Source organism: Trinickia sp. Y13, assembly GCF_029522115.1.
Classification (GTDB): domain Bacteria; phylum Pseudomonadota; class Gammaproteobacteria; order Burkholderiales; family Burkholderiaceae; genus Trinickia.
This window is the reverse complement of record NZ_JAKWFK010000012.1, coordinates 1-26,726: the sequence shown is the minus strand read 5'-3', so window position 1 is coordinate 26,726 and position 26,726 is coordinate 1. Positions and strand designations below refer to the sequence as shown.

At 63.1% G+C, this 26,726-nt stretch carries 21 protein-coding genes; 17 read left to right on the top strand and 4 right to left on the bottom strand.

Translation table 11 applies throughout. The features are described from left to right. The first annotated feature begins 46 nt into the window (after positions 1-46). From MMB74_RS20010 to MMB74_RS19990, 5 genes are all read left to right on the top strand, one after another. Positions 47-1,705 (top strand): transglycosylase SLT domain-containing protein, encoded by a 1,659-nt coding sequence (locus MMB74_RS20010; protein WP_277430402.1) that lies wholly within the window; start codon positions 47-49, stop codon positions 1,703-1,705. Between the two features lie 550 nt (positions 1,706-2,255). After that, complete coding sequence (gene carA, locus MMB74_RS20005; RefSeq protein ID WP_277430401.1) at positions 2,256-3,404, top strand: glutamine-hydrolyzing carbamoyl-phosphate synthase small subunit; 1,149 nt, start codon at positions 2,256-2,258, stop codon at positions 3,402-3,404. A gap of 78 nt (positions 3,405-3,482) precedes the next feature. After that, positions 3,483-6,737, top strand: coding sequence for a carbamoyl-phosphate synthase large subunit (gene carB / locus MMB74_RS20000; protein WP_277430400.1), 3,255 nt, complete (start codon positions 3,483-3,485; stop codon positions 6,735-6,737). Positions 6,738-6,892: 155 nt separating this feature from the next. Beyond that, a complete protein-coding gene (gene greA, locus MMB74_RS19995) occupies positions 6,893-7,369 on the top strand; it encodes a transcription elongation factor GreA (protein ID WP_277430399.1) in 477 nt (158 codons plus the stop codon). Positions 7,370-7,388: 19 nt separating this feature from the next. Further along, positions 7,389-7,898: a DUF4149 domain-containing protein gene (locus MMB74_RS19990; protein WP_277430398.1), complete on the top strand. Its 510-nt coding sequence runs from the start codon at positions 7,389-7,391 to the stop codon at positions 7,896-7,898. A 51-nt stretch (positions 7,899-7,949) separates the two neighbouring features. Here MMB74_RS19990 and MMB74_RS19985 read toward each other — a convergent pair whose 3' ends face one another. Next, complete coding sequence (locus MMB74_RS19985) at positions 7,950-8,576, bottom strand: YhbY family RNA-binding protein (protein ID WP_277430397.1); 627 nt, start codon at positions 8,574-8,576, stop codon at positions 7,950-7,952. Between the two features lie 160 nt (positions 8,577-8,736). On the opposite strand from MMB74_RS19985, the gene MMB74_RS19980 reads away from it, so the two are divergent. The 11 genes from MMB74_RS19980 (at position 8,737) to phoR (ending at position 20,997) form a co-directional block, all read left to right on the top strand. Continuing rightward, positions 8,737-9,387, top strand: a complete 651-nt coding sequence (locus tag MMB74_RS19980) for an RlmE family RNA methyltransferase (protein ID WP_277430396.1) — start codon at positions 8,737-8,739, stop codon at positions 9,385-9,387. A 180-nt stretch (positions 9,388-9,567) separates the two neighbouring features. Further along, positions 9,568-11,457, top strand: coding sequence for an ATP-dependent zinc metalloprotease FtsH (gene ftsH, locus MMB74_RS19975; protein WP_277430395.1), 1,890 nt, complete (start codon positions 9,568-9,570; stop codon positions 11,455-11,457). Positions 11,458-11,765: 308 nt separating this feature from the next. Beyond that, positions 11,766-12,581, top strand: a complete 816-nt coding sequence (folP, locus tag MMB74_RS19970; protein WP_277430394.1) for a dihydropteroate synthase — start codon at positions 11,766-11,768, stop codon at positions 12,579-12,581. Between the two features lie 68 nt (positions 12,582-12,649). Further along, positions 12,650-14,008: a phosphoglucosamine mutase gene (gene glmM, locus MMB74_RS19965; protein ID WP_277430393.1), complete on the top strand. Its 1,359-nt coding sequence runs from the start codon at positions 12,650-12,652 to the stop codon at positions 14,006-14,008. A 247-nt stretch (positions 14,009-14,255) separates the two neighbouring features. Further along, positions 14,256-15,287 (top strand): phosphate ABC transporter substrate-binding protein PstS, encoded by a 1,032-nt coding sequence (gene pstS, locus MMB74_RS19960; protein ID WP_277430392.1) that lies wholly within the window; start codon positions 14,256-14,258, stop codon positions 15,285-15,287. Between the two features lie 170 nt (positions 15,288-15,457). Continuing rightward, the gene (pstC, locus tag MMB74_RS19955) at positions 15,458-16,423 is read left to right on the top strand and encodes a phosphate ABC transporter permease PstC (RefSeq protein ID WP_346780695.1); all 966 of its coding nucleotides are present in this window, start codon (positions 15,458-15,460) and stop codon (positions 16,421-16,423) included. Continuing rightward, positions 16,420-17,316 (top strand): phosphate ABC transporter permease PstA, encoded by an 897-nt coding sequence (pstA, locus tag MMB74_RS19950; protein ID WP_277430390.1) that lies wholly within the window; start codon positions 16,420-16,422, stop codon positions 17,314-17,316. Before pstC ends, pstA begins: the two co-directional genes overlap by 4 nt. Positions 17,317-17,332: 16 nt before the next feature. After that, positions 17,333-18,181: a phosphate ABC transporter ATP-binding protein PstB gene (gene pstB / locus MMB74_RS19945; protein ID WP_277430389.1), complete on the top strand. Its 849-nt coding sequence runs from the start codon at positions 17,333-17,335 to the stop codon at positions 18,179-18,181. A 10-nt stretch (positions 18,182-18,191) separates the two neighbouring features. Then, complete coding sequence (phoU, locus tag MMB74_RS19940; protein WP_277430388.1) at positions 18,192-18,896, top strand: phosphate signaling complex protein PhoU; 705 nt, start codon at positions 18,192-18,194, stop codon at positions 18,894-18,896. A gap of 10 nt (positions 18,897-18,906) precedes the next feature. Beyond that, positions 18,907-19,608 carry a phosphate regulon transcriptional regulator PhoB gene (phoB, locus tag MMB74_RS19935; RefSeq protein WP_102646249.1) on the top strand — a complete coding sequence of 234 codons (702 nt, stop codon included), beginning with the start codon at positions 18,907-18,909 and terminating at the stop codon, positions 19,606-19,608. A gap of 69 nt (positions 19,609-19,677) precedes the next feature. Further along, a complete protein-coding gene (phoR, locus tag MMB74_RS19930; RefSeq protein WP_277430387.1) occupies positions 19,678-20,997 on the top strand; it encodes a phosphate regulon sensor histidine kinase PhoR in 1,320 nt (439 codons plus the stop codon). A gap of 22 nt (positions 20,998-21,019) precedes the next feature. On the opposite strand, the gene ppk1 is transcribed toward phoR, so the two are convergent. Continuing rightward, positions 21,020-23,083 (bottom strand): polyphosphate kinase 1, encoded by a 2,064-nt coding sequence (ppk1, locus tag MMB74_RS19925; RefSeq protein WP_277430517.1) that lies wholly within the window; start codon positions 23,081-23,083, stop codon positions 21,020-21,022. A gap of 345 nt (positions 23,084-23,428) precedes the next feature. Between ppk1 and ppx the strand changes: the two genes are divergently transcribed. Then, positions 23,429-24,940: an exopolyphosphatase gene (gene ppx / locus MMB74_RS19920; protein ID WP_277430386.1), complete on the top strand. Its 1,512-nt coding sequence runs from the start codon at positions 23,429-23,431 to the stop codon at positions 24,938-24,940. A gap of 130 nt (positions 24,941-25,070) precedes the next feature. On the opposite strand, the gene MMB74_RS19915 is transcribed toward ppx, so the two are convergent. Together MMB74_RS19915 and MMB74_RS19910 are read right to left on the bottom strand one after the other, a co-directional pair. Next, on the bottom strand, positions 25,071-25,874 hold the full coding sequence (locus MMB74_RS19915) for a GNAT family N-acyltransferase (RefSeq protein WP_277430385.1): 804 nt from the start codon (positions 25,872-25,874) through the stop codon (positions 25,071-25,073). Positions 25,875-26,011: 137 nt separating this feature from the next. Beyond that, positions 26,012-26,470: a histidine phosphatase family protein gene (locus MMB74_RS19910; protein WP_277430384.1), complete on the bottom strand. Its 459-nt coding sequence runs from the start codon at positions 26,468-26,470 to the stop codon at positions 26,012-26,014. Positions 26,471-26,726: the final 256 nt, after the last annotated feature.

The following is a 26,726-nucleotide window of genomic DNA, read 5'->3' as shown; positions in this document are numbered from 1 at the left end:
TTCGTACTATCGCCTGCAATTTCCAGCTTTGGAAGCAGAGACGTTCATGCGATTTATCTTCAGTGCGCTATTGGTTCTCATGCTTGCCGCATGTGCAAGTCAAGGAACGATGGCCCCCACCTCCGACGTTTCCAAGCCGAACGTCGTCAACGATACCGTCCGAATCACCACCGCCAAGCAGACCATCGACGTCGACAAAAGCTCGGTCGACCAACTCACCAGCGCCGACACCGATCTTTGGGCCCGTATCCGCCGCGGCTTCCAAATTCCCGATCTGAACAACGACCTCGTGGGCATGCAAGCCAATTGGTATGCGCAGCGCCCCGATTACGTCCAGCGCATGACCGAGCGCTCGGAGAAGTACCTGTACTACATCGTCGAAGAACTCGAGGCGCGGCATATGCCGACCGAGCTCGCGCTGCTGCCGTTCATCGAGTCGGCCTACAATCCGCAGGCGCTTTCCGTCGCGAAGGCCGCGGGCATGTGGCAATTCGTGCCCGGTACGGGGCGCACGTACAACCTGAAGCAGAACATGTGGCAGGACGAGCGCCGCGACGTGCTCGCCTCGACGGGCGCCGCACTGGACTATCTATCGCGCTTGCACGATATGTTCGGCGATTGGTATCTCGCGCTCGCCGCCTACAATTGGGGCGAGGGCAACGTGCAGCGCGCCATTGCGCGCAATCAGGCGGCGGGCTTGCCGACCGATTACGAAAGCCTGCGCATGCCGAACGAGACGCGCAATTACGTGCCGAAGCTGCAGGCCGTCAAGAACATCGTCGCAAACCCGCAAATGTTCGGCTTGACCCTGCCGTCGATCCCCAATCATCCGTACTTCGTGACGGTGACGACCTCGCACGATATCGACGTCGACGTCGCCGCGAAGCTCGCGAACATGACGACGGACGAATTCCGCGCGCTCAACCCGTCGTTCAAGAAACCGGTGATCCTCGGCGCCACGCAACCGCAGATCTTGCTGCCGTTCGATAACGCGAGTGCGTTCGAGCGCAACCTGAAAGCCTACGACGGCCAATTGTCGTCGTGGACCACTTATACCGTGACGGAACGCACGCGGCCGCAGGCGCTCGCCGAGAAAATCGGCGTGGACGCGCACACGCTGATGGCCGTCAACAAGATCCCGGTGGGGATGCGTCTGAAGCCCGGTTCGACGCTGGTCGTCCCGCGCGGCGACGATGACGACGAGGACATCAGCGCCGACGTCGCCGAAAGCGCCGTATTGGCGATGGAACCGGATGTGCCCGACACGCGCAAGATGTTGATCCGCGTGCGCCGCAAGCAGACCATGGCGGCGCTCGCCGCGCGCTACGGCGTCTCGATCTGGCAACTGCACGCGTGGAACAAGACGCACCGTACCATTGCGATGCCGGGGCAGGTCATCGTCCTTCACGTTCCGGTCGGCCGGTCCGTCCCGGCCGAGCCCGGCCCGCAACGCATCGCAACGAAGATTCCGGAAGGCGCTCGCGCACAAAAGATCGATGCGAGCAGGACCAACGTCGCGCCCAAGTCGCGCTCGGACAAGCGCGGCAAACACCATGGCCGCACGGCCGTGGTCAAGGCTGCCGCCCACGAAGGGAAGTCGGCCAAGGCAAGCGCTGGATCGTCCAAGCCGTCCGCCAAAACGGCCAAGGTCGCGGCTAGCCGCGAAAAGCTCGCGGCCGGGACGCGCAGCACCAAGCAGAACTAAGCGGCTTGTCGCGAGGTGAGCTGTGCGCTGCGGGGGCAGCGCGCGGTTGATGCTCCGACTCACCTCTCGCCGTTCCGAGCGCCGTCACCGAGTGACGGCGTTTTTGTTTGCGGTGCGCGACGCAGCGCATGCCCGCGCATCCGAGGCTTGCTGCGCCACGAATTTGCGGCGCTTACCGGCGGGTGTAGCATCGTAGCTGCCGACTAGGCATGCAGGCCGCCGCAGATGCCCGCGCGGGGCTGGATCACTTCTGATTGAAGGGAAGGGTCATTTCAAGCTATAATTTGAAAGTTTGCACTATCCAACCCGCACCCTAGCGCCTACCTCACTCATCCCGTTCATCCGCCGCGCGCAGTCGTTGCGAGCCGTGCTCCCGAGTCTTCTTTCCGACAGCGGAATTGGCCTCGAGCACCGACCGTCCGACGCTGCTGCTGCGAGCTTGCGCCGCGCCGCCGCCAATCGCTCGTCGATTGCGTGTGCGAGGAACGCCGCGACAGTTCGCATGGCCGGATAAACAGGTCGGCGCGCGGTGTTCCTGAAGGAGCTTCCCGTGTTGCCGTCTTTCCCTCCCGCTCTGCTCGCACTCGCCGACGGCACGATCTTTCGCGGCTATGCCATCGGCGCGGCCGGGCATACCATCGGCGAAGTCGTGTTCAATACCGCGATCACCGGTTACCAAGAGATCCTGACCGATCCGAGCTACGCCCGACAGATCGTCACGCTGACTTACCCGCACATCGGCAACGTCGGCGTGAACGCCGAAGACGTCGAATCGACGAAGGTGCACGCCGCCGGCTTGATCGTGCGCGACATGCCCGCGCGCGCCTCGAACTTCCGCATGGAGCGCACGCTAGGCCAATATCTGCAGGCCGAAGGCGTCGTGGCGATCGCCGGTATCGATACGCGCCGCTTGACGCGCATCTTGCGCGATAAGGGCGCGCAAAACGGCTGCATTCTCGCGGGCAGCACGGACGAGGCGAAGGCCGTCGAGCTCGCGCGTTCGTTCCCGGGCTTGGCCGGCATGGATCTCGCGAAAGTCGTCAGCACCGCCAAGCCTTACGAGTGGACGCAGACGGAGTGGCGCCTGGGCTCGGGCTTCGGCTCTCAGCGCGCGCCCAAGTATCGCGTCGTCGCTTTCGATTACGGCGTGAAGTACAACATTCTGCGCATGCTGGCCGAGCGCGGCTGCCACGTCATGGTGCTGCCCGCGCAAGCGAGCGCGGCCGACGCGCTGGCGCTCAATCCCGATGGCGTGTTCCTCTCGAACGGCCCGGGCGACCCCGAGCCGTGCGATTACGCGATCGCGGCCACCAAGGAATTCATCGAGCGCGGCGTGCCGACCTTCGGCATCTGTCTCGGCCATCAGATCATGGGGCTTGCCGTCGGCGGCAAGACGGTCAAGATGAAGACGGGCCACCATGGCGCGAACCATCCGGTGAAAGACCTGGCCGACGGCCGCGTCGTCATCACCTCGCAGAACCATGGCTTTGCGGTCGATGCGGCCACGTTGCCCGCGAACGCGCGCGTCACGCACATCTCCCTGTTCGACGGCACGTTGCAAGGGTTCGAACTGACCGACAAGCCGGCCTTCTGCTTCCAGGGCCACCCCGAAGCGTCGCCGGGGCCGCACGACATCGGCTACCTGTTCGACCGCTTCACGGCGTTGATGGACGCCAAGCGCGGCAGCGCCGCCGCTTGAATCCGCGTTGCGGCGCGCACGGTCGCGCCGCCGCCCATCGAATACATCGGAAAGACGAAAGACATTAGCGAGAGCGTTATGCCCAAGCGGACAGACATCAAAAGCATTCTCATCATCGGCGCGGGGCCGATCATCATCGGCCAGGCGTGCGAGTTCGACTACTCGGGCGCGCAGGCTTGCAAGGCGCTGCGTGAAGAGGGCTACAAGGTCATCCTCGTGAACAGCAATCCGGCGACGATCATGACGGACCCGAACACGGCCGACGTCACCTACATCGAGCCGATCACGTGGGAAGTCGTCGAGCGCATCATCGAGAAAGAGCGCCCCGACGCCATCTTGCCGACCATGGGTGGGCAAACGGCGCTGAACTGCGCGCTCGATCTGCATCATCACGGGGTGCTGACCAAGTACGGCGTCGAACTGATCGGCGCTTCGCCGGAGGCGATCGACAAGGCGGAGGACCGCCAAAAGTTCAAGGATGCGATGACCAAGATCGGCCTCGGTTCGGCGAAATCGGGCACCGCGCATTCGATGGAAGAGGCGTTCAAGGTTCATACGGAGATCATGGCGCTCACGGGCGGCCCGGGCTACCCCGTCGTGATCCGTCCGTCGTTCACGCTCGGCGGCTCGGGCGGCGGCATCGCCTACAACCGCCAGGAATTCGAGGAAATCTGCCGCCGCGGGCTCGATCTGTCACCCACGCGCGAGCTGCTCATCGAAGAATCGCTGCTCGGCTGGAAGGAATACGAGATGGAGGTCGTGCGCGATCGCGCCGACAACTGCATCATCGTCTGCTCGATCGAAAACTTGGACCCGATGGGCATCCATACGGGCGACTCGATCACGGTTGCCCCGGCGCAAACGCTGACCGACAAGGAATATCAACTGCTGCGCAACGCCTCGCTCGCCGTCTTGCGCGAGATCGGCGTCGATACGGGCGGCTCGAACGTGCAGTTCGCGATCAATCCGAAGGACGGTCGCGTCATCGTCATCGAGATGAATCCTCGCGTATCGCGTTCGTCGGCGCTCGCGTCGAAGGCGACGGGCTTCCCGATCGCGAAGGTCGCGGCCAAGCTCGCCGTCGGTTATACGCTGGACGAGCTCAAGAACGAGATCACGGGCGGTCAGACCCCGGCGTCGTTCGAGCCGACGATCGATTACGTCGTGACGAAAATCCCGCGCTTCGCATTCGAGAAGTTCCGCGAAGCCGATTCGCGCCTGACGACGCAGATGAAGTCGGTGGGCGAAGTGATGGCCATCGGCCGCACGTTTCAGGAGTCGTTTCAAAAGGCGCTGCGCGGCCTCGAAGTGGGCGTGGACGGTCTCGACGAAAAGACGGCCGATCGCGACGAAGTCGTGCGCGAGATCGGCGATCCCGGCCCCGAGCGCATCTGGTATGTCGGCGATGCGTTCCGTCTGGGCATGACGCTTCAGGAAGTGTTCGAGGAAACGGCGATCGATCCGTGGTTCCTCGCGCAAATCGAAGAGATCGTGAACAACGAGAAGGCGCTCGCGGGGCGCACGCTCGAGAGCCTGTCGAAGGACGAGCTGTTGTATCTGAAGCGCAGCGGCTTTTCCGATCGGCGCTTGGCCAAGCTGTTGAAGGCGAATGCCGCCGATGTGCGCCGCCGCCGTATCGAGTTGAACGTGCGTCCGGTCTATAAGCGTGTCGATACCTGCGCGGCCGAATTCGCGACGAAGACGGCTTACATGTATTCGACCTACGAGGAAGAGTGCGAGGCGCAGCCCACGTCGAACAAGAAGATCATGGTGCTTGGCGGCGGTCCGAACCGGATCGGGCAGGGCATCGAGTTCGACTATTGCTGCGTGCATGCGGCGCTCGCCATGCGCGAAGACGGCTATGAGACCATCATGGTCAACTGCAACCCGGAAACGGTGTCGACCGATTACGACACGTCCGACCGTCTCTACTTCGAGCCGCTGACGCTCGAAGACGTGCTCGAAATCGTCGACAAGGAAAAGCCGCTCGGCGTGATCGTGCAGTACGGCGGGCAGACGCCGTTGAAGCTTGCGCTCGATCTCGAGGCGAACGGCGTGCCAATCATCGGTACGTCGCCCGACATGATCGACGCAGCCGAGGACCGCGAGCGCTTCCAGAAACTCTTGCAAGAACTCGGCTTGCGTCAGCCGCCGAATCGCACGGCGCGCGCCGAGAGCGAAGCGCTGGCCCTGGCCGACGAAATCGGCTACCCGCTGGTGGTGCGCCCCTCGTACGTTCTGGGTGGCCGTGCAATGGAAATCGTGCACGAGCCGCGCGATCTCGAGCGTTATATGCGCGAGGCCGTGAAAGTGTCGAACGATTCGCCGGTGTTGCTCGATCGCTTCCTGAACGATGCGATCGAATGCGACGTCGATTGCATCTCCGACGGCTCGGCCGTGTTCATCGGCGGCGTGATGGAACACATCGAGCAAGCGGGGGTCCATTCGGGCGATTCTGCCTGCTCGTTGCCGCCGTATTCGCTGTCGAAGGCGACGGTGGCGGAACTGAAGCGCCAGACCGCGGCGATGGCCAAGGCGCTCAATGTCGTCGGCCTCATGAACGTGCAGTTCGCCATTCAGCAAGTGCGCGATGCGAACGGCAAGATGGACGACATCATCTACGTGCTCGAAGTGAACCCGCGCGCATCGCGCACGGTGCCGTACGTATCGAAGGCGACAGGCCTGCCGCTCGCCAAGATCGCCGCGCGCGCGATGGTGGGGCAGACGCTCGCGAGCCAGAACGTGACGAAGGAAGTCGAGCCTCCGTACTTCAGCGTGAAGGAAGCCGTGTTCCCGTTCGTCAAGTTCCCGTCGGTCGATCCGGTGCTCGGGCCCGAGATGCGCTCGACGGGCGAGGTGATGGGCGTCGGCCAGACTTTCGGCGAGGCGTTGTTCAAGTCGCAGCTCGCGGCGGGCTCGCGTCTGCCCGAATCGGGCACGGTGCTGCTGACGGTGATGGACGCCGACAAGCACAAGGCGGTCGAGGTGGCGGCGATGTTGCACGAGCTCGGCTATCCGCTCGTCGCGACCAAGGGCACGGCGGCGGCGATCGCAGCGGCCGGCGTGCCGGTCAAGGTCGTCAATAAAGTGAAGGACGGCCGCCCGCACATCGTCGACATGATCAAGAACGGCGAGATCGCGCTCGTCTTCACGACCGTCGACGAAACGCGCGCCGCGATCGCCGATTCGCGCTCGATTCGCATGAGCGCACAGGCGAACAAAGTGACCTACTACACGACGATGTCGGGCGCGCGCGCCGCGGTCGAAGGGCTGCGTTACCTGAAGAACTTGGAAGTCTATGATTTACAAGGACTACATGCTCGCCTAAACTAGCCCTTCGATTGCTCGATTCCTCTATCGAAGCTGGGGTCGCATCACACCCCACATGCCGCGGTTAAGCGGCGTCCCGCCGAAGTTGTCCTATCCGGTGGGATGCACTTAACCGCGGTGCTTTTTTGAATGCCGTATTTTTGTTTACTGATCTGTCTATGAGCACGATTCCCTTGACGAGGCGGGGCGCCGATCAACTTCGAGACGAGCTGCAGCGTTTGAAATCGATCGAGCGGCCATCCGTCATCAATTCGATTGCCGAAGCGCGCGCCCAGGGCGATTTGTCCGAAAACGCCGAATATGACGCCGCGAAGGAAAAACAGGGCTTCATCGAAGGACGTATCGCCGAAATCGAATCGAAACTGGCCGCTGCGCAAGTGATCGATCCGGCCGCGCTCGATGCGGAAGGCCGCATCGTTTTTGCCGCGACGGTAGATCTCGAAGATCTCGATTCGGGCGATAAGGTCACCTATCAAATCGTCGGCGACGACGAAGCCGATATCGATCACGGTCTCATCTCGGTGAGCTCGCCGATCGCACGCGCCCTCATCGGCAAGTTCGAAGGCGACGTGGCTGCAGTGCAAGCCCCGAGCGGCGTGCGCGAATACGAAATCATCTCCGTTCGTTACGTCTGAACGTCGGCGCTGGTCTCTCGTGTCTTCCGCTCCCCATCGCGTGTTTCGGCTGCTGGTCCTGATCTGGGTCGGCAGCGCGCTGACGATCGGCTACGTCGTCGCGCCCACGCTTTTTGCCATGCTTGGACGTGCGACGGCAGGCGATGTCGCCGCGCGGCTCTTTCGGATCGAAGCGTTCGTCGGTGTGACGTGCGGCGTATTGTCGCTGGCGCTGGGCAATGTCATGGTGCGCCGTGGCGCGCTCGGCTATCGTCGCGTGCGCTGGCTCGTGGCCGGTATGCTGTTGTGCGTGTTGATCGGGTATTTCGGCCTGCAGCCGTTCATGGAGGCGCTGCGTACAGCGGCGCGCGAAACGGGCTTCGACATAGAGCATTCACGCTACGCGGCCCGGTTCGGGCTTCTGCATGGCATCGCGAGCGTGTTTTATCTCATCGAGACCTTGCTCGGCGTGGCATTGGTGTGGATGTTGCCGGCGGGGCTGCCCGAAGGCGACGTGCAGCCCGGTAGACTCTCGGCTCATTCGGGATGAACCGGCGCCGCCGCCCGCGGGCCGCGCCGCGGCGGGCGACTCACTTCATGCTCACTTCACGCTTTGATGCTGGCGCTTGGCGCTCGGTTGGCGCTTTTTCGCGCGCTTGACGGTTCCGCCGGCCGTGACGCGTTCGTTGCCGCGAACCAGCACCTTCTCGGGCTTGGGCTTGCGCACGGTGTTCGATTGCGACACCTTGACCACTTTGACGATGCGCGGCGCGGCGCCACTTTTGCGTGTGCCGTCCGCTGCTTCGCGCGCGGTAGGCAGGGCGGCGGCTTTGGCTCGGCTCGTGCCTGCGCTCCCGCCTCTGGCGCGGCCCTCGGTCGTGGCGTTGGCGCGGCCCGCGACGGCACCCTTGCTGCCCGTTGCCGCGCGAGGCGCCGTTTTGGCCGCCTGTGTGCGCTCGGGCTTCCAAACGACGAGCAGCTTGCCGATATGCTGGATGGGCGCAGCGCTCAGTGTGTCGCAGATTTCATCGTAGATGGCGACACGCGCGTCCCGTTCGTCGCCGAATACGCGGATCTTGATGAGCTCGTGCGCCGTGAGGTGAACTTTGATTTCGTCGAGCACGGCGGGGGTCAGCCCTTCGGCTCCGATCAGCACGACCGGTTTGAGCGCATGAGCTTGGGAGCGCAAATCGGCGCGTTGGGCGGGGGAGACTTTGAGGGCAGGCATAGGGCGATGAACGACTCGACTAAAATAGGGACGGCCGCGCATAGGGTGCGTGGACGATCCGGCTGGCCGAACCGAGGGCTGGCGGGACCGGACGGCGCGCCGGCAAAACGCGTATTATCCGCTAAAAGTGCGGTTTGACGCAGTAATAGATCACCTTTCGATGGCAAAAAACCGCTTCAATCAATCGTGGCTGCACGATCACATCAACGACCCTTACGTAAAGCTCGCGCAGCGCGAGGGGTATCGCGCGCGGGCCGCGTACAAGCTCAAGGAAATCGACGAACAGGACAAGCTCATTCGTCCGGGGCAGGTCATCGTCGATCTGGGCTCGGCGCCGGGCAGCTGGAGCCAGTACGCGCGTAACAAGCTCGCGCAGGGCGCGCGGCCGGGCGGCGGCATCGATGGCACGATCATCGCGCTCGACATTCTTCCGATGGAACCCATCGCCGACGTGCAATTCATCCAGGGCGACTTCCGGGAAGAGAATGTGCTGGCGCAGTTGGAAGAAGTCGTGGGCGAGCGCCGGGTGGACCTTGTAATTTCCGATATGGCGCCCAATCTGTCTGGCGTGGCCGTCGCCGACGCTGCGCGCATCGAACATATTTGCGATCTCGCACTCGAATTCTCGCAGGCGCATTTGAAGCCGGAGGGCGCGTTGCTGGTGAAATGCTTTCACGGCAGCGGCTACAGCCAGATCGTGGAGAAGTTCAAGCGCCAGTTCAAAACGGTCGCCGCGCGCAAGCCCAAAGCGTCGCGCGATAAATCGGCCGAAACGTTCATTTTGGGCAAGATGCTCAAGCGACCCGGGTAATTGCGCCGGGAACGCGGCGCAGATCCCTCGCCGCGGGTGGCGAAAGCCCCGTCGGCATGCCGAAAAACGCTATTTTCGCGGTAGCGAAACGTTATGGCAGGGGCTAGCCGACTGGATTAGAATGCTTTGGTGGCGCCGCAAGGTAAATGTAGGCGCCCGTCAATGAGGAAGGAGTGGGCTTTGAACAACAATATGTTTTCGAAGGCAGCAGTGTGGCTGGTCATCGCACTGGTGCTGTTTACGGTGTTCAAGCAGTTCGACAAGCCCCGCGTCCAGGAAGGCGTCTCGTACTCGCAGTTCATGGACGACGCCAAGGCCGGCAAGGTCAAGAGCGTCATTGTCCAGGGACGTAATCTGACGGTCACTCCCGCAGACGGTCAAAAGTACCAGATCGTGTCGCCGGGCGACATTTGGATGGTCGGCGATCTGATGAAGTACGGCGTTCAAGTGAGCGGCAAGGCCGACGAGGAACCCAACGCGCTCGTCTCCGCGCTCTACTATCTGGGGCCGACGATCCTGATCATCGGCTTCTGGTTCTACATGATGAGGCAGATGCAGGGAGGCGGCAAAGGCGGCGCCTTCTCGTTCGGCAAATCGCGCGCGCGGCTCATCGACGAGAACAACAACGCGATCAATTTCACCGACGTCGCGGGCTGCGACGAAGCGAAGGAAGAAGTCTCCGAGCTCGTCGATTTCCTGCGCGATCCGCAAAAGTTCCAAAAGCTCGGCGGCCGGATTCCGCGCGGCGTGCTGCTCGTCGGGCCGCCCGGCACCGGTAAGACGCTGCTCGCGCGCGCCATCGCCGGCGAGGCGAAAGTGCCGTTCTTCAGCATCTCGGGTTCCGATTTCGTGGAAATGTTCGTCGGCGTGGGCGCGGCGCGCGTGCGCGACATGTTCGAACAAGCGAAAAAACATGCGCCTTGCATCGTGTTCATCGACGAAATCGATGCGGTCGGCCGTCATCGCGGCGCGGGCATGGGCGGCGGCAACGACGAGCGCGAGCAAACGCTCAATCAGATGCTCGTCGAAATGGACGGGTTCGAGGCCAATTCCGGCGTCATCGTGATCGCGGCGACGAACCGCTCCGACGTGCTCGACAAAGCATTGCTGCGTCCGGGCCGCTTCGACCGCCAAGTCTACGTGGGGCTGCCCGACATTCGCGGCCGCGAGCAAATCCTCAAGGTGCATCTGCGCAAGGTGCCGATCTCCAACGATGTCGATGCATCGGTCATCGCGCGTGGCACGCCGGGCTTTTCGGGCGCGGATCTGGCCAACCTCGTCAATGAAGCGGCGCTGTTTGCTGCCCGGCGCGGCAAGCGCATCGTCGAAATGCAGGATTTCGAAGACGCGAAGGACAAGATTTTCATGGGGCCGGAGCGCAAGTCGGCCGTTATTCGCGAAGACGCCAAACGCGCCACGGCCTATCACGAAGCGGGGCACGCGGTGGTGGCCAAGCTATTGCCGAAAGCCGATCCCGTCCATAAGGTCACGATCATTCCTCGCGGTCGTGCGCTCGGCGTGACCTGGCAGTTGCCCGAGCACGACAACGAGACTTATTCGAAAGACTATCTGCTCGATCGGCTCGCCATTTTGTTCGGCGGTCGCGTTGCCGAGGAGTTGTTCTTGGGCCTCGTCAGCACCGGCGCCTCGGACGATTTCAACAAGGCGACGCAGACGGCGCGCGCGATGGTGGCTCGGTTCGGCATGACCGATGCGCTCGGCCCGATGGTGTATGTCGACGACGAGAACGATGCGTCGCCGTTCGGACGCGGCTTCACGCGCACGATTTCGGAGGCGACGCAGCAGAAGGTCGATGCTGAGATCCGCCGCTTGCTCGACGAGCAATACAACCTCGCGCGTCGCTTGCTCGATGAGAACCGCGACAAGGTCGAGGCCATGACGGCGGCCCTGATGGAGTGGGAAACGATCGACGCCGACCAGATCAACGACATCATGGCCGGCCGTCCGCCGCGCTCGCCCAAGAACGTGCCGTCCACCGACGCCTCGTCGGGTGGCGGGACCCCTCCGGGCGCCGAAGTGCGGCCGGGTAGTGCGACCGCACCGGCCTGACGCTAGGCGGGTAGAGACAATGGGTCGGTGCCGAACAGCACCGGCCCGTTTTTTTGGTGCGCAGATGTTTGCCTCACTGGCACAGGCGTTTCGCTCCATGTCGCGGGCCGGGCGTCCGGCACGCATCGATGCGCAACTTGGCTTCGTGCGTCGACGGCGGGACGCGAAGGCGCCTGTCCCGGCATCGTCTTCGTTTCTTCCTCATTCGCTTTCGCCGTCTCGTGTCGATTTCCCGTCATTGCCTTCCCGCAACGCCTGAGCCGCTCACATGCGGCCGCTTCACGCTCACGTTCGAGCGGCCCCTTGTCATGGGCATTCTCAACGTCACGCCCGATTCGTTTTCCGATGGCGGGCGGTTCCTGGTTCGTGACGAAGCCCTGCGCCAAGCCGGGCGGATGATCGCCGAGGGCGTCGACATCATCGATATCGGCGGCGAATCGACGCGGCCCGGCGCGCCGCCCGTGCCGCTCGAGGAAGAACTCGAGCGCGTCGTGCCCATCGTCGAGGCGCTCGTGGGAATGGGCGTGCCCTTGTCGATCGATACGTACAAGCCAGAGGTGATGCGCGCTGCGCTCGCGGCAGGCGCCGATCTGATCAACGACATCTGGGGCTTTCGCCGGCCCGGTGCGCTCGACGCCGTGCGCGGCACGAACTGCGGGCTGTGCGTCATGCATATGCTCGGAGAGCCGCAGACCATGCAGCGCGGGCAGATCGATTATGAGGATGTCGTCGGCGAGGTGCGCGCGTTTCTAGCGGCGCGCGTCGAGGCGCTGGCGCAGGCCGGCATCGCGCGCGGGCGGATCTGCGTCGATCCGGGCTTCGGCTTCGGTAAGGCGACGCGCGAGCACAATTTCGCGTTGCTCGCGCGCCTGCCGGAGACGGCGCCGGAGCCTGGCGTTGGCGCGGCGCCGTTCCCGATCCTGGCCGGTATGTCGCGCAAATCGATGCTGGGCGCGGTAACGGGGCGCAAGACGCCGGCCGAGCGCGTCGCGGCTAGTATCGCCGCGGCAGTTTGCGCGGTGGAGCGCGGCGCGGCCATCGTGCGCGTGCACGATGTCGCGGAAACGGTCGATGCGCTCAAGGTCTGGGCGGCCGTTCGCGAAGCGGAGCACGCTGCTCGCTGACGGTCGACGGCTGACGACGGTCATTCATTTATTTATTCAACAATCATTCGAGAGCAAAGGATTTCACGATGGCACGGCGTTATTTCGGCACAGACGGCGTTCGGGGAAAAGTGGGCGAGGCGCCGATCACTCCCGATTTCGTGTTGCGCCTCGGCTATGCGGCCGGCAAGGTGCTTGCGCAAGCGGATCGATGGACCAAGGCCGCGTCGCGGCCGACGGTGCTGATCGGCAAGGACACGCGTGTCTCAGGCTACATGCTCGAAGCGGCGCTCGAATCGGGCTTTTCGGCGGCGGGCGTCGACGTGATGCTGGCGGGCCCGATGCCCACGCCGGGCGTGGCCTATCTCACGCGGGCGCTGCGGCTTGCCGCGGGCGTCGTGATCAGCGCGTCGCACAACCCGTACTACGACAACGGCATCAAGTTCTTCAGCGCCGACGGCAACAAGCTGCCCGACGAAGTCGAATTGCGCATCGAGGAGCAGCTCGATCAGCCGCTCGTCTGCGCAAGCTCGGAACAGCTCGGTAAGGCGCGGCGGCTCGACGACGCGGCGGGCCGCTATATCGAGTTTTGTAAAAGTACGTTTCCGGCGGCGTTCGATTTGCACGGGCTCAAGCTCGTCGTCGACTGTGCGCACGGAGCGGCCTACGACATCGCGCCGCATGTGTTCCATGAACTGGGCGCCGATGTCGTGCCGATCGGCGTCGCGCCCAACGGCTTCAACATCAACGATGGCGTTGGCGCGACAGCGCCCGATGCACTGATTCGAGCGGTGCGGGCCAATCGCGCCGACCTGGGCATTGCGCTGGACGGCGACGCCGATCGTCTGCAGGTCGTCGACGCCGCGGGGCGGCTCTACAACGGCGACGAATTGCTCTACGTGCTCGTGAAGGACCGCATGGCCACCGCAGGCCGAGTGCCCGGCGCGGTCGGCACGCTGATGACGAATATGGCCATCGAAGTCGCGCTGCAGCGCGAAGGGGTGCCTTTCGTGCGCGCGGCCGTCGGCGATCGCTACGTGCTCGAGCAATTGCACGAACGCGGCTGGCAGCTCGGCGCCGAGGGCTCGGGGCACATTTTGTCGCTCGATCGCCATTCCACGGGGGACGGCATCGTCTCGGCACTCCTCGTGCTGGCCGCGATCAAGCGCAGCGGGCGCACGCTCAGCGAGCTGCTCGAAGGCGTCACGCTGTTCCCGCAGCAGCTGATCAATGTGAGGATGCGGCCAGGCGCCGATTGGAAGCACAGCGAGGCGATCCAGCAGGCCGTGGCGAGCGCCGAGCGCGCGCTCGACGGCAGCGGCCGCGTGTTGATCCGCGCCTCCGGCACCGAGCCCGTGCTTCGCGTCATGGTCGAGGCGAGTCAGCGCGAAGCGGCCGTTCGTCATGCTCAAGACATCGCTCGCGCCGTCGAACAGGCCACCGCGTAGCCACATCGAAATAATTGCCGCTCGGCTCGCCGCGAGCGGCATTTTTCTCCTATGCTTTGACGGGCGCGCAGTGTGCATTGTCTACATATCATGCTAACTTCTTTTATTTGTCGCTAATTGCATGGTTTTCCTTTCGCGCAGAAAGGTTATTGTCATGTGACGTTCATCGATCGTCACAGTACTGTCACAGTTTCGCCCTAATCTTCGCGGTGTCGATTCCACGACCACACCACTGGGGGTTAATTCCATGAAATTGATGCAGACCGCGTTCGCTGGCCTCGCCGGCGTGCTTTTCGCCGTTTCCGCGCAAGCCGCCGACATTACCGGCGCGGGCAGCACGTTTGCCGCACCGCTGTACACGAAGTGGGCCGATTCCTATATGAAGAGCGGCGGCGGCAAGGTGAACTATCAAGGCATCGGTTCGTCGGGCGGTATCAAGCAGATCGAGGCGAAGACCGTCGATTTCGCCGGTTCCGACATGCCGCTCAAGGATGATGAGCTCGAAAAGCAGGGCCTGTTCCAATTCCCGACGGTGGTTGGGGGCGTCGTACCGGCGGTCAACCTGCCGGGTATCAAGGCGGGCGAGCTGACGCTGTCGGGCGCGGTGCTTGCCGACATCTACTTGAACAAGATCACGAAGTGGAACGATCCGGCCATCGCCAAGCTGAACCCGGGCGTCAAGCTGCCGGACACGGCGATCGCCGTGGTGCGTCGCGCCGATGGCTCGGGCACGACCTTCATCTGGACCGACTACCTCTCGAAGGTGAGCCCGGAATGGAAGTCGAAGATCGGCGAAGGCACGACGGTCAACTGGCCGACGGGCACGGGCGGCAAGGGTAACGACGGCGTCGCCGCGTTCATTCAACGTCTGCCTGGCGCGATCGGCTATGTCGAGTGGGCCTACGTGAAGCAAAATCACATGGTCTACACGAAGATGCAGAACCACGACGGCAAGGTCGTGACGCCGGATACGGCCACGTTTGCTGCCGCCGCGAAGGGGGCTGAATGGAACAAGTCGTTCTATCAGATCCTGACGAATGAGCCGGGCGCGCAAGCCTGGCCGATCGTCGGCGCGACGTTCGTGCTGTTGCACAAGACGCAAGACAAGCCCACGCAAGGCGCGGAAGCGCTCAAGTTCTTCAGCTGGGGTTTCAAGAAGGGCGCCGATGCCGTGACGTCGCTCGACTACATCCCGCTGCCGCAGTCGGTGACGGCTGAAATCGAGAAGCAATGGAAGGCCAACGTGAAGGACGCCTCGGGCAAGGCAGTCGCCGAGTAAGCGGGCGAGCAGTCACTAGAGGCAGTATGTAGCACGTATCAAGCAGCAAGCAGCAAGCAGTACGCAGGGAAGGCCCGGCAAGGCGAAGGCGCTTTGCCGGGCACGGCTACAGGCCGCGCCATCGGGGTTGCGGCATCAGCACACGGGTTCACATGTCCGATACTCGCTTCATGTCGACCGCGCCAGCCGAGCACGCTCAGCGCGCGCCGAGCCAGCTCGGCGACTTCATTTTCGGCAATCTCGCGCGCTTGGCCGCGATCGTCACGCTGGTGCTGCTGGGCGGCATCATCGTTTCGCTGATCGTCGAATCGTTGCCGACGATCCAAAAGTTCGGCATGCGCTTTCTTTGGACGTCGGATTGGGATCCGCCCAGCGACGTCTACGGCGCCCTCGTGCCCATCTACGGCACGATCGCCACTTCCATCATCGCGCTCATCATCGCGGTGCCCGTCAGCTTCGGCATCGCGCTCTTTCTCACGGAGCTGTCCCCGGTGTGGCTGCGCCGCCCGCTCGGGATCGCCATCGAATTGCTCGCCGCGATTCCGTCGATCGTCTACGGCATGTGGGGCTTGCTCGTATTTTCGCCGATCTTCGCCACCTACTTCGAGGCGCCGCTCGGTGCGGCCCTCGGGCCCTTGCCGATCATCGGCGCGCTGTTCAAGGGGCCGCCGATCGGTATCGGCATCCTGTGCGCGGGCGTTATTCTCGCGATCATGATCATCCCGTACATTGCCTCGGTGATGCGCGACGTCTTCGAGGTCACGCCCGTCTTGCTGAAAGAATCGGCCTACGGAATCGGCTGCACGACCTGGGAAGTGATGTGGAAGATCGTCCTGCCGTTCACCAAGAGCGGTGTGATCGGCGGCGTTATGCTGGGCCTTGGCCGTGCGCTTGGCGAAACGATGGCGGTCACGTTCGTGATCGGTAATACGAATCTGCTCGATAACGTCTCGCTGTTCTCGCCAGGCAACAGCATCACCTCGGCGCTCGCGAACGAATTCGCCGAGGCGGGCCCGGGCTTGCATACGTCCGCGTTGATGGAGCTTGGCTTGATCCTGTTCGTCATCACGTTCATCGTGCTTGCGATTTCCAAGCTGATGCTGCTGCGCCTGCAGAAAGCCGAGGGCACGAAATGAACGGACCGTCGATGCAAATTCCGGGTGCGGCGAACCCCGAAGTATTCGCCGCCACGCGCGAGCGCTTGCAGCGCCGCCGCCGCATGGTCAACGCCATCGCACTGGCGATGTCGATGGCCGCCATGGCGTTTGGGCTCCTCTGGCTCGTTTGGATTCTTTATACGACGCTGAGCCTCGGCGTCGGCGGATTGTCGGTTGCGTTGTTCACGCAATCGACGCCGCCGCCGAACACGGACGGCGGCGGCCTCGCCAATGCGATCGTGGGTACGCTGATGCTCGTGGGCGCGGCAACGGTGGCCGGCACGCCGATCGGCGTGCTCGCCGGCGTCTATTTGGCCGAGTACGGCCGCAAGGGCTGGCTTGCCGCCACGACGCGCTTCATCAACGACATTCTGTTGTCGGCGCCCTCGATCGTCGTCGGCTTGTTCGTCTATGCGATCGTGGTGGCGAAGATGGGGCACTTCTCTGGCTGGGCCGGCGTGGTTTCGCTTGCCCTGCTGCAGATTCCGATCGTGATCCGCACCACCGAGAACATGTTGAACCTCGTGCCCAACGCGCTGCGCGAGGCGGCGTTTGCGCTCGGCGTGCCGAAGTGGAAAATGGTGCTGTCGATCACGCTGAAGGCGTCGATGGCAGGTGTCATGACAGGCGTGCTGCTCGGCGTGGCGCGCATCGCGGGAGAAACCGCGCCGCTGCTGTTCACGGCGTTGTCGAATCAGTTCTTCTCGGTCGACATGAATCAGCCGCTCGCGAATCTGCCGGTGACGATCTACAAATTTGCAATGAGCCCGTTCCCGCAGTGGCAATCGCTCGCGTGGGCCGGTGTATTCCTGATTACGCTCGGCGTGCTTGGACTGAATATCCTTGCGCGTACGATGTTCGGCAAGAAATAAAGCGACGGAGCGCCTTATGAACATGGCTGAGAGTCACCTGTCCCAAATCGAGCGTCCCGCGTCGCCCGCCGGCCACGAGCCCGCCACCGGCGAGCCGTCGCTCGCGCCCGCCGCGCCGAAGATCGAAGTGAAGAATTTGAACTTCTTCTACGGCAAATACCATGCGCTGAAGAACATCAACCTTTCCATTCCCGAAGGCAAGGTGACCGCGTTCATCGGTCCGTCCGGTTGCGGCAAGTCCACGCTCTTGCGCACATTCAACAAGATGTTCGCGCTGTATCCCGAGCAGCGGGCCGAAGGCGCGATCATGATGGACGGCGAAAACCTGCTCGCGACCCATCGCGACATCTCGTTGCTGCGCGCTCGCGTCGGCATGGTGTTCCAAAAGCCGACGCCGTTCCCGATGTCGATCTACGACAACATCGCGTTCGGCGTGAAGATGTTCGAATCGCTTTCGCGTTCGGAGATGGACGACCGCGTCGAGTGGGCCTTGACGAAGGCGGCGCTCTGGAGCGAGGTCAAGGATAAGCTCGGCCAGAGCGGCTACGGTTTGTCGGGCGGCCAGCAGCAGCGCCTGTGCATTGCGCGCGGCATCGCGATCCGCCCGGAAGTGCTATTGCTCGATGAACCGTGCTCGGCGCTCGATCCGATTTCCACGGGGCGCGTCGAGGAGCTCATTGCCGAGCTCAAGAGCGACTACACGGTCGTCATCGTCACGCACAATATGCAGCAAGCGGCGCGTTGCTCCGACTACACGGGATACATGTATCTTGGTGAATTGATCGAGTTCGGCGATACCGAAAAGATCTTCATCAAGCCGGTCCGCAAGGAAACCGAGGACTACATCACCGGCCGCTTCGGCTAAGGAGACAACCATGACGGATAAACATTTGTCGAGCCAGTTCGATGCGGACCTGAACCTCGTCTCGTCGAAGGTGCTCGAGATGGGCGGGCTCGTCGAAGCGCAGATCACGCGCGCGATGCAGGCGCTCAACGAGTTCGACGAGGGCATTGCCGATCAGGTGATCGCGGCCGAAGAAACGGTCAACACGATGGAAGTCGTGATCGACGAAGAGTGCAGCAATGTCATCGCGCGGCGCCAACCGGCCGCACGCGATCTGCGCTTGTTGCTCGCGATCTCGAAGACGATCACCAACCTCGAGCGCGCGGGCGACGAGGCGGAGAAAATCGCCAAGCGCGTCAAACGTTTGACGGAAGACGGCGCCGCGCGCACGGTGAACATCGCCGAGATCAAAGTGTCGGGCGAGATGGCCGTGTCGATCCTGCGTCGCGCGCTCGATGCGTTTGCGCGGCTGGACACGGTGGCAGCCGCGCAGATCGTCCGCGACGACAAGGCCATCGACGAGGAATTCCGCGCGTTCGTGCGCAAGCTCGTCACCTACATGATGGAAGACCCGCGCACGATTTCGGCGGGGCTCGAATACTTGACCATCGCGAAGGCGATCGAGCGTATCGGCGATCATGCGAAGAACATCGCCGAGTTCATCATCTATATCGTGAAGGGGACGGACGTACGGCATAAATCGCGCGACGCCCTCGAACGCGAAGCACTGAGTTGAAGAGGTGACGATGCCGAGCAGCATTCTCATCATCGAAGATGAGCCCGCTATTTCCGAACTGATTTCGGTTAATCTGCAGCACGCGGGCCATTGCCCGATCCGTGCTTATAACGCGGAGCAGGCCCAGGCGCTGATCAGCGACGTGCTGCCCGATCTCGTCTTGCTGGACTGGATGTTGCCCGGCAAGTCGGGCATCGCGTTCGCGCGCGATCTGCGCAACAACGAGCGCACGAAGCACATCCCGATCATCATGCTGACGGCGCGCGGCGATGAGCAAGACAAGGTGCTTGGCCTCGAGATCGGCGCCGACGATTACGTCACGAAGCCGTTTTCGCCGAAGGAGTTGATGGCCCGCATCAAGGCCGTGCTGCGCCGTCGCGCGCCGCAGTTGACCGAGGACGTGGTCGCCATCAATGGGCTCAAGCTCGATCCGGCCACGCATCGGGTCGCGGCGCATGGATCCGGAAGCGAAATCAAGCTGGATCTGGGCCCCACGGAGTTCCGTCTGCTGCACTTCTTCATGACGCATCCCGAGCGCGTGCATAGCCGCACGCAACTTCTCGATCAAGTGTGGGGCGACCACGTGTTCGTGGAGGAGCGGACAGTCGATGTCCACATCAAGCGGCTTCGCGCCGCGCTAAAGCCGGCCGGTTGCGATGCTATGATCGAAACGGTGCGCGGCAGCGGTTATCGTCTCGCCAAGAGCGCGTAGCGCCGGAGCGCCGGGCGCGCCGCGCGGGGAAACCGCGGTGCGCTTTTGATTCGATTCACCCATGACCTCATGAATATTATTTGGGCGCGCTCGATCGTATCGCTGCTGTTGCTCGCGCTCGTCTGTGCGGCAATCGCGACCGTCGCAAGCGTGCGTGCGGCGTTGATCTTCGCCGTCGTCGCGCTCGTCGCGCAAATTCTTTTTTCCTCCTATCACACCGAGCGTTTGTGGCGCTTGCTCGATGCTCCGGTCTACGGCGAAGTGCCGAGCGCACCCGGTGTGTGGGGCGAGATATACTACCGGCTGCATAAGCTCGCCAAGCGCTGGCATGCTCAGGTGCGTCAAGTCGAGCAGCAGCATTCGCGCTTTATCCAGGCGATCCAAGCGTCGCCGAACGGCGTGGCCATGCTCGACGATCACGACCAGATCGAGTGGTGCAACGCGATCGCCGAGCAGCATTTCGGCTTGGACGCGAAGCGCGACCTGCGCCAGCACATCACGCATCTCGTGCGGCATCCCGATTTCGTGCGCTATCTGAACTCGCATCAGTACGACGAGATGCTCATCATGCGCGGCATGGGCGAGAAGCGGCAGAACGTGCTTTCCGTGCAAGCGTTCCCCTATGGGGAAAATCGCAAGCTCGTGCTGTCGGCCGACATCACCGAACTCGAGCGCACCGATGCCATGCGGCGCGACTTCGTCGCGAATGTTTCGCACGAACTGAAGACGCCGCTCACGGTGCTGTCGGGTTTTCTCGAAACGCTGCGCGAGATCCCGCTCGAAGCAGCCGATCGCGAACGCTACTTGGAACTGATGGAGCAGCAGGCCTCGCGCATGCGCAATATCGTCGACGACTTACTCGTGCTGGCCAAGCTCGAAGGCGATGCCAAGCCGCCGAGCGATCGCCCCATCGATATGCGAGCCGTGATTTCACACGTGCGCGAGGATGCCGCGACGCTGTCGGGCGGGCGCCATCGCATCTCGTTCTCGGCCGATGACACGTTGACCGTGACAGGCGTCGAAACGGAGATCTTGAGCGCGCTCGGCAATCTCGTGACGAATGCCATTCGCTATACGCCCGATGGCGGCTCGATCGATGTCGCCTGGGAGTGGGTGGGCAGCGAAGCGTCGTTTTCGGTGACCGATACGGGGTTCGGAATTCCGTCGGCCGACATCCCGCGGTTGACCGAGCGCTTTTACCGCGTCGATCGCAGCCGCTCGCGCGATACGGGCGGCACGGGGTTGGGCCTTGCCATCGTCAAGCACGTGCTGCAGCGGCACGATGCGACGCTCGAAGTCAAAAGCGAAGAGGGCAAGGGCAGCACGTTCAGCGTGCGTTTCCCGGCGCAGCGCTCGTTGCGCCGGCAACCCGCGCCCGCAGGCGCCTAGAGCGGTCCGCGCTGTTTTCCTTTTAACAGCCGAATTTCGCGAGCAAGCCCGCTTGGGCGTTGCGCGATGTTTTGCCGGGGCGGCTGCGCCGGTAGTGCCCATCGCTTTGCATCACCCAAGCCGATTGATTGTCGCCGAGCAGCGCCGACAGCCCCTCGGCGATGACGCGCCGTTTCAAGCGCCGATCGTTGACCGGGAACGCGACTTCGACGCGGCGGAAGAAGTTGCGATCCATCCAGTCCGCGCTCGACAGGTAGACGCGTTCCTGCCCATCGGCGAAGAAATAGAAAATGCGGTGGTGCTCGAGGAAGCGCCCCACGATCGAGCGCACGGTGATGTTCTCCGATAGCCCTTCGACCCCCGGCTGCAGCGAGCAGACGCCGCGCACGATCAGATCGATCTTCACGCCCGCTTGCGACGCTTCGTACAACTCGGCGATGACCGTCGGCTCGAGCAGGGCGTTCATCTTCGCGACGATGCGCGCTTTCTTGCCGGCGCGCGCGTTGTCGGCTTCCGCCCGGATCGCTTCGACCAGCTTGGGATGCAGCGTGAACGGCGATTGCCAAAGCTCGTGCAGCCTCAATTCGCCGCCGATGCCCGTCAACTGCTGGAACACGTGGTGAACGTCTTCGCAGATGCGCTGATCGGCCGTCATCAAGCCGAAATCGGTGTACAGGCGCGCCGTGCGCGGATGATAGTTGCCGGTGCCCAAGTGTGCGTAGCGCTTGAGCGTCGACTTGCCGTTGTTCGTCGTGCGTCGCACGATCAGCATCATCTTGGCGTGGCACTTGTGGCCCACGACGCCGTAGACGACGTGCGCGCCGACGGCTTCGAGCTGCGAGGCCCAATTGATGTTGGTTTCTTCGTCGAAGCGCGCCAGCAACTCGACGACCACCGTGACTTCCTTGCCGTTGCGCGCCGCTTGCATGAGCGCGTCCATCAGCGGCGAATCGGTGCCGGTGCGGTAGATCGTCTGCTTGATCGCCACGACGTTCGGGTCTTGCGCCGCTTGCAGTAGCAATTCCAACACGGGCTGAAAGCTTTCGTACGGATGATGCAGCAACACGTCCCCCTGATCGAGCGTGTCGAACAGGCTGGCGGCATTGGCCAATGCGGGCGGCGTGGCGGGCACGTGCGGCACGAACTTCAGGTCGGGCCGATCGACGAGTTCGGGCAACTGCATGAGGCGCACGAGATTGACCGACCCATCCACGCGGTAGCAGTCTTTCTCGCTCAAGCCGCTTTCGTCGAGCAGCCGGCGCAGGAGATGGGGCGGCGTATCGGCCGATACTTCGAGGCGCACCGCGTTGCCCAGGTGGCGCGCGGGCAACTCGCCTTGGAGCGCGACACGCAAGTTCGTGATTTCGTCTTCATCGACGAATAACTCGCTGTTGCGCGTGATGCGGAATTGATTGCAGCTTCGGATCGTGAGATTGGGAAACAGCTCGTGAACGAAACGTTGCATGAACGAGCTGAGCAGCACGAAGCCATAGGCGAAGCCCGACAGCTCCTGCGGCATATGCACGAGCCTTGGCAGCGCCCGCGGCGCTTGCACGATCCCCATCACCGCCTGGCGGCCGAATGCGTCCTTGCCTTCGAGCTCGACCACGAAGTTCAAGCTCTTGTTGAGCACGCGCGGGAACGGATGCGCGGGATCGAGGCCGATCGGGGTGAGCACCGGCAGCAATTCGTCGACGAAGTAGCGACGCGCCCATTCGGTCTGCACTTCGGTCCACGTCTCGGCGCCGTGAAAGAAGATGCCTTCTTGCTCGAGCGCGGGGAGCACGGTCTCGTGCAGCATCGCGTACTGCCGATGCACGAGTTTGTGGGCGCGTTCGACGACCAGATCGTAGACATGCTGCAGCGACATGCCGTCCGGGGCGAGCGAGCCCGGGTTGTCGCGCATTTGCTCCTGCAGTCCCGCCATGCGCACTTCGAAGAATTCGTCGAGGTTGCTGCTCGTGATGCAGATGAAGCGCAAGCGCTCGAGAAGCGGTACGGACGGGTCGGTGGCTTGCGCGAGAACGCGCTCGTTGAAGCCGAGAATGCCAAGCTCACGGTTCAGCAGGGGGTAACGCAGCGACATCGGCAGCAAATGAGAAGGGTCGGATGAAGAAATGAACGGGCGCTCGGACATTCTCATAGTTCGGTGTCATTGCGATGAAAAGTCATACTGTCACTTTTTAGCCATTCTACGGAGATTCGGTGCGAATTTGGCGATTGCGCGGGGTTGATGCGTAGTTGGATGGTATAGGGTGCCCCGGTCGGCCAAAGCGAACACGACCGACATGCCGCATACGCGATGCCACGTTGATGCAATGCACCGTGGCGAAATACTATGTGCTTACAATGACGTTTTTGAACAGCGCGGCGCTCGCCCGGGCGATGGGTCCCGGCCGGTCGTGCGCGCGCACGGGAGCTCGTTTTCCTAATGCCCAATACCCCGCACCTTCTTGCGTCCGTGGACCTCGGCTCGAACAGTTTCCGGCTCATCGTCGGCCGCGTCGAGGAAACGACTGCCGGCGCGCAGATCTATCAAGTCGATGCGCTGCGCGAGGCCGTGCGGCTTGCCGCGGGGCTCTCGACCGACAAAATGCTCGATCGCGCTTCGCAAGTGCGCGCGCGGGACGCGCTCAAGCGCTTCGGCGAACGGCTGCGCGATTTTCATCCCGACCACGTGCGCGCCGTGGCGACCAATACGTTGCGCGTCGCCAAGAATGCAAGCGAGTTTCTCGTCGAAGCGCAAAACGCGCTGGGTTTTCCGATCGAAGTCATCGCGGGGCGCGAAGAGGCGCGGCTGATCTATGCCGGCGCCGCGCACTCGGTGCCCGCGATTTCGGGCAAGCGGCTCGTCGTCGATATCGGCGGCGGCTCGACCGAGTTCATCATCGGCCAGCATTACACGCCGCTTGTCATGGAAAGCCTTTATATCGGCTGCGTCAGCCACAGCCGCGCGTTCTTTCCCGCGGGCAACGTCGACGATTACACGATGCGTCAGGCCGAACTCGCAGCCAAGCGCGAAATTCAGATCATCTCGCGCGAGTACAAGCAGGCCGGATGGGATCAGGCAATCGGCTCCTCGGGCACGGCCCGGGCGCTGGCCGAACTCGTCGAAGCCAACGGCTTCAACGATCCCGGCGTGACGCACGGCATCTCGCGCGGCGGCCTCGAGCGGCTCAAGCGCGCGCTCATCAAAGCCGAAAACGTCAATCGGCTCAAGCTCGTTGCGCTCAAGCCCGATCGCGTGCCGGTGCTCGCGGGAGGCTTGTCGATCATGCTGGCCGTGTTCGAGGAACTCGGTATCGAATACGTCGATACGACCGACGGCGCATTGCGGCTCGGCGTTCTATACGACTTGCTGGGACGCACGCAGCACGAGGACATGCGGGCGGTCACGGTCGAGGGGTTCATGCGCCGTTACGGCGTGGATCGCGCGCAGGCCGAACGCATCGGCGAGCTGGCGGTCGGCTTCTACGATCAACTCGACGCAGCGAATGGGGAAGAGTTGGAAGAAGGGCGTGTCTTTCTCGGTTGGGCGGCCGCATTGCACGAGATCGGCTTGTCGATTTCGCATAGCTCGTATCACAAACATTCCGCCTATATCGCGAGCAATGCCGATATGCCCGGCTTCTCGCGCACCGATCAAGCGCGGCTCGCTGCGCTCGTGCTCGGGCATGCGGGCAAGCTCGGCAAATTGTCGCAAGCGCGCGAGGTCGAGTGGCCTTTGCTGTTTTGCTTGCGGCTCGCGGCGCTGCTTTGCCGCCGGCGCGCCGATGTGGGCCTGCCCGGCATTCGCGTGGCCAGGTCCCACGGCGGCTACGAAGTGCGCTTGCCGAACGAATGGGTCGCGGGCAATCCGTTGACCGATTACAGCTTGACCCAAGAAGCGGCCGAATGGGAGAAGGTCGGGATTCGCTATCGCGTCGTGTACACGGACGAATGAGCGATTGAATTCGCAAGAATGCGCGATGGCCGATAGTCGGATGAGCGAAGCGGCCCACGCTCCATGCCGAGCGCGGGCCGCTTCTTCTCTGTGGACGGTGACGCGCGCCGCGGGGCGTCGATGCGCTGCTTCAGGCGAGGAAGTGGCGCGCGTAGCGGGCGTTGATATCGGCTAGACGGAATAACGTGAGGAAATCGGCGCAGTTGAAGTCGGGGTCCCAAGCCGGTGCGCCGCAGATCTTCGCGCCCAGGCGCAGATACCCTTTGACGAGCGGCGGCGGCGCGACGCGCACGCCGGTGCGCAGTTCCTCGACGGGCAGCGGCGTATGCGCGAACACGCGGTATTCGGGGCTCGTCAGCGCTTGCTCGCGCAACGACTCATACAGGTTCGCTGCGAAATGGCCGCCGTCGGCCATCGGCACGCTCGCGCAACCGAGCATCGTCTCGTAGCCGTTTTGCATCATGTAGGTGCCGAGTCCGCCCCACAGCGACATGATGACCGAACCGCTGCGATAGTCGGCGTGCACGCAGGAACGGCCTACTTCGACCATCTTTGCGCGCAAGTGCGCGAGGCGCGAGAGATCGAATTCGCCCTCGGCGTACAAGCGGCCGACGCGGGCGGCTTGATGCGGGGGCAGGACGCGGTAAGTGCCGACCACCTTCAGGGTATCGAGGTCGCGCACGAGCAAATGATCGCAATAGGCGTCGAACGCATCGACGTCGAGCCCGGCCGGGCCCGAGACGCTCGCGCCCATTTCTTCGGCGAACACGCGGTAGCGCAGGCGCTGCGCCTCGCGTAGTTCTTCGTCGGTGCGCGCCCAGGCCACTTGCAGACGGTGTTCCTGCGTGACGGTTTCTTTCTCGCGCGGCAGACGGCGGCGCGAATCGAGCGGGATCGAAGCGAAGGGCAGAGTCGGCGTCGGCAGATCTCGCATAGGGGTTCCTGGTTCCTAATGGCTATGAAAGGAATGCTGGGTCTCCGCCAATGTAGTAACGGGCGATGACGTTTGCATGGCAAACGCGTGTCGCTGCGATGACATGTCGCGCGGCCGACACGCGCGTTTCATCGGGTTTAAACCAGATCGGGAGAAATGACAGCGCGCACCACGACCTGTCCGGAGCCATTGCGCTCGCGGCTCGCGATCCACCACAGCCCGCCTTTCTTGATCGTCCATTCGGCGCTTTGCGCCGCTACGAGATGAGAGGCGACGAGGCCCAGGGTGGGTTGATGCCCGACGATGACGACCATCGAGGCTATGCCGTCCGGCCAGCCGGCTGCTTCCAGCACCGCCTCCGGCCCGGCGCCGGGGGCGATGCGATCCACGCTGCGGTATTGGTCGGTCAACGCTTCGACGGTTTGGACGGTCCGTGCGGTGGGGCTCGCCAGGATCACGGCGTCGGCGCTGAGCCGTTGCCTGAGCCATTTGGCCACCGTTTGCGCTTGCTTGCGCCCGCGCGGGGTGAGTTGGCGGGCGGCGTCGCTGGGCGCGGTGTCTTCCGCTTCCGCGTGGCGCCAAAGGATCAAATCCATGTCGTTGCCTCCTATCGTTTGGGGCGCGCGAGCGCGCCATCGGTCATCGGATGCAAAAACTGCGATATGCCATAGGGCGAATGTTAGCCGCGTGAACCGGGCGACGCTGAAATCTTATTTGCGCCGAGATGTCAACCCAAAATAGAAATGTCCGGTGGCGCGCAAAGTAGAAATGTCCGGTGCGGGCCGCGACGTCGCGCGTAGCACGGCGTTGCGGGCCGCACCGGCACCGGAAGTGGTCAGGGGGCGCGCAACG